This window comes from uncultured Corynebacterium sp., from assembly GCF_946998835.1.
In the GTDB taxonomy this organism is placed as follows: Bacteria; Actinomycetota; Actinomycetes; order Mycobacteriales; family Mycobacteriaceae; genus Corynebacterium.
In genome coordinates this window covers 1-2,908 of record NZ_CAMQAZ010000066.1, presented here as the reverse complement: position 1 = coordinate 2,908, position 2,908 = coordinate 1, and the positions used below count along the sequence as shown (strand labels likewise).

Below are 2,908 nucleotides of genomic sequence, written 5' to 3'. Positions count from 1 at the left end.
AACCCAAGACTCAAAGGGGATACTTATGGTGCTGTCAGACTCGACGTACTACGGTAGAGAGCACAAGTGAGACCCGGAAACTAAAGAATGAATGAGGGCGCCTGGTGACCGCATCAAAGCAATTTCAAGTTCCTCCAGAGATTCACGTGGAAAGCGTTCGCGCTTTTGTGAGCGAGTGGGCAGAGATCACCAATCCTGAAAAGATCGAGCTCGTCTCAGCAGCGGATGACGCCAGGCTGCTCGAAGAGGCCATCGCCGCCGGCGAAATGCTCCGCGCAGGCAAAGGTCGCTACTACTCACGGTCACACCCGAAAGACACCGCCCGCACCGAAGAGCGCACCTTTGTCGCCACGGCTGACGAGGCGGATCGCGGGCGCTACAACAACTGGCGCCACTCAAGCGAGGTCAAACCGCTGCTGACGAGCCGCATGCGCGGCGCTTCGGCGGGTAAAACCATGTACGTGGTGCCGTACCTGATGGCCCCTCCCGGCACCCCGCTTGCGAACTTCGCGCTCGGAGTTGAGCTCACCGACGACCGCAACGTGGTGCTGCAGATGATCCGCATGGCCCGCGTCGGAATTGAGCACTTCGACGGTGTCAGCGACCAGGACTTCTTCGTGCGCGGTGTGCACGTCACCGGTGACCTGACCGCGCTGCAGCAGGGCACCGACGCCGACGAGCGGATGTTTGTGACCGTCGCAGACGAGCGCACCATTTTGCACTTCGGCTCCGCGTACGGCGGCAACGCGCTGCTTGGTAAAATCGCCCACGGTCTGCGCCAGGCGTCCTACGACGGTTACGCCTCAGGGAAGTTCCTCGCGGAGCAGTTCCTGCTGCTTGGGATCCACGACCGTGAAACCGGCGTCACCACGCACGTGTGCGGCGGCTTCCCGAGCGCGTCAGGGAAAACCAACCTCGCGATGACGCTGCCGCCAAACGGACTCGGCGACCGCTACCGCGTTGATTTTTACGGCGACGACATCGCCTGGATGTGGGTTGACGACGAAGGGAAACTCCGTGCCATCAACCCCGAAAACGGTGCCTTCGGTGTCGCAAAAGACACCAACGAGGGTTCCAACCCCACCGCGATGGCGGCAATCGCTGAGGGATCGGGCACGATCTTCACCAACACCGCCTACAACGAAGTCACCGGCGAGGTGTGGTGGGAGGGTCTCACCCCCGAACCCCCGGCCGACCCGGCAGGGTGGCTCGACTGGACCGGCGCGAAAATCACCGACCGCACCGCCGAGCAGCAAAACGAACCGTGGGCGCACCCGAACAGCCGCTTCACTATTCCGCTGGAGCGCATCCCGAACCTCGCCGAAGACGTCTCCAAACCCGAGGGCGTGGTCGTTGACGCGATTATCTTCGGTGGCCGCACCCGCGATCGTGAACCGCTGATCCGCGCAATCGACAACCTTGTTGATGGCGTCTACGACGGGCTGACACTCGGCGCCGAGGCGACTTTCGCAGCGGACGGGCTTGACGGGCAGCTGCGTTACGACCCGATGTCGATGCGTCCGTTCTTCTCGTACTCCGAGGGTCGCTACGCCGAACACTGGCTTAAAGTGCTCGGGCAGCTGAAAGAGATGCCGATGTTTGCCCACGTCAACTGGTTCCAGCGCGAACCCGAAACCGGTCGTTACCTGTGGCCGGGCTTCCGCGAGAACCTGCGCGCGCTGAACTGGCTCACACAGTACCGCGACGGCAAAGTCAAGGGACGCAAAACCCCGATCGGCGTGCTCCCGCTTGTTGAAGAGCTCGACTTTACCGGTCTCGAAATCGACGCGGCGGATCTCGACAAACTGCTGCGGGTTGACGTTGAACGCTGGCTGCAGGAAACCGATCACCGCGCTGAGCACCTGCGCGAGCTGCCCGATATGCCGCGCGAAATCTGGGACGCACACGAGGCGCTTGTCGAGGCGTTGCGGGCCGAGGCGGCAACTGACGCAGGGGGCGCAGACAGCTAGCGCCTGCGCCACCGCGCGGCCGCGGCGACACAAAACTGCCACACAACAAACGAGGGGGAAACCGAAACGTGTTCGGTTTCCCCCTCGCCTTTGGGTTACGCGCCCGCGAAAACTAATCGCGGCTGGTTTTTTCGATCAGCTCAGCGAAGCGGTCAATGTATTTCTGCAGGAACTCAACGGTTGACTCGCGGGTGATCTTATCCCCGTCACCGAAAAGCTCAGGCGACTGCGACAGGAACACCTCGGGCTGGCCAAGCGTTGGCATGTCGAAGTAGGAAAGCGCAAGGCGCAGGTTCTTCTGCGACGAGTACCCGCCCATGCGTCCAACAGAGTGGCTCACAATTCCCGCCGGGAGTCCCTTCCACGCAACGTCGGCGTTGGGTTTCGACCCAATATCCACCGCGTTTTTCAGGCACGCCGGGATGGTGCGGTTGTTCTCCGGGGTCACAAACAGCACCCCGTCAGAGGCCTTAATCGTCTCGCGGAACTCCGTGTACTCCGCCGGCACCGGCTTGTCGGTGACCTCTGGGTCGTCGTAGTCGAAATCGTACAGCGGCAGGTCGCGGATCTCCACGATCTTCGCCTCGTACCCCTCAGGGAACATCGGAATCAGGTTGTGCGCAATCTTACGGGCAAAGGAGCCACGACGCAGGCTCCCAACAATCACACTCACGCGCTTCGTCATACGTTTCACTCTCTTTTCTCTATTTCAACTGTGGATCATGCACCGCGATCCGCGCCCTCATACGCCACAGACTCGCGCGGCGCGAGCTGCCGGTCGCTGCCCCAAGCCGAGCAGAACCGGCACTCGCTCACGAGGTCAAGCCTATGTTAACAATTCCGCCATTGCGAACCTCATGAGTAACCGAAGCTCCGAGCACCAAGCGCGGCCTGGTGCTCCCGGAACTTGCGGGGATCCAAGCCACTGGCTTTCAACT

The 2,908-nt window shown here is 61.6% G+C and carries 2 protein-coding genes; one reads left to right on the top strand and one right to left on the bottom strand.

Features of this window, described 5'->3' with window-relative positions:
• The first annotated feature begins 104 nt into the window (after positions 1-104).
• A complete protein-coding gene (locus tag Q0U90_RS11565) occupies positions 105-1,970 on the top strand; it encodes a phosphoenolpyruvate carboxykinase (GTP) (RefSeq protein ID WP_070507295.1) in 1,866 nt (621 codons plus the stop codon).
• A 112-nt stretch (positions 1,971-2,082) separates the two neighbouring features.
• Here the strand turns inward: Q0U90_RS11565 and Q0U90_RS11560 are convergent, their stop codons facing one another.
• Positions 2,083-2,655, bottom strand: coding sequence for an NADPH-dependent FMN reductase (locus Q0U90_RS11560; protein WP_019174205.1), 573 nt, complete (start codon positions 2,653-2,655; stop codon positions 2,083-2,085).
• Positions 2,656-2,908 lie beyond the last annotated feature (253 nt).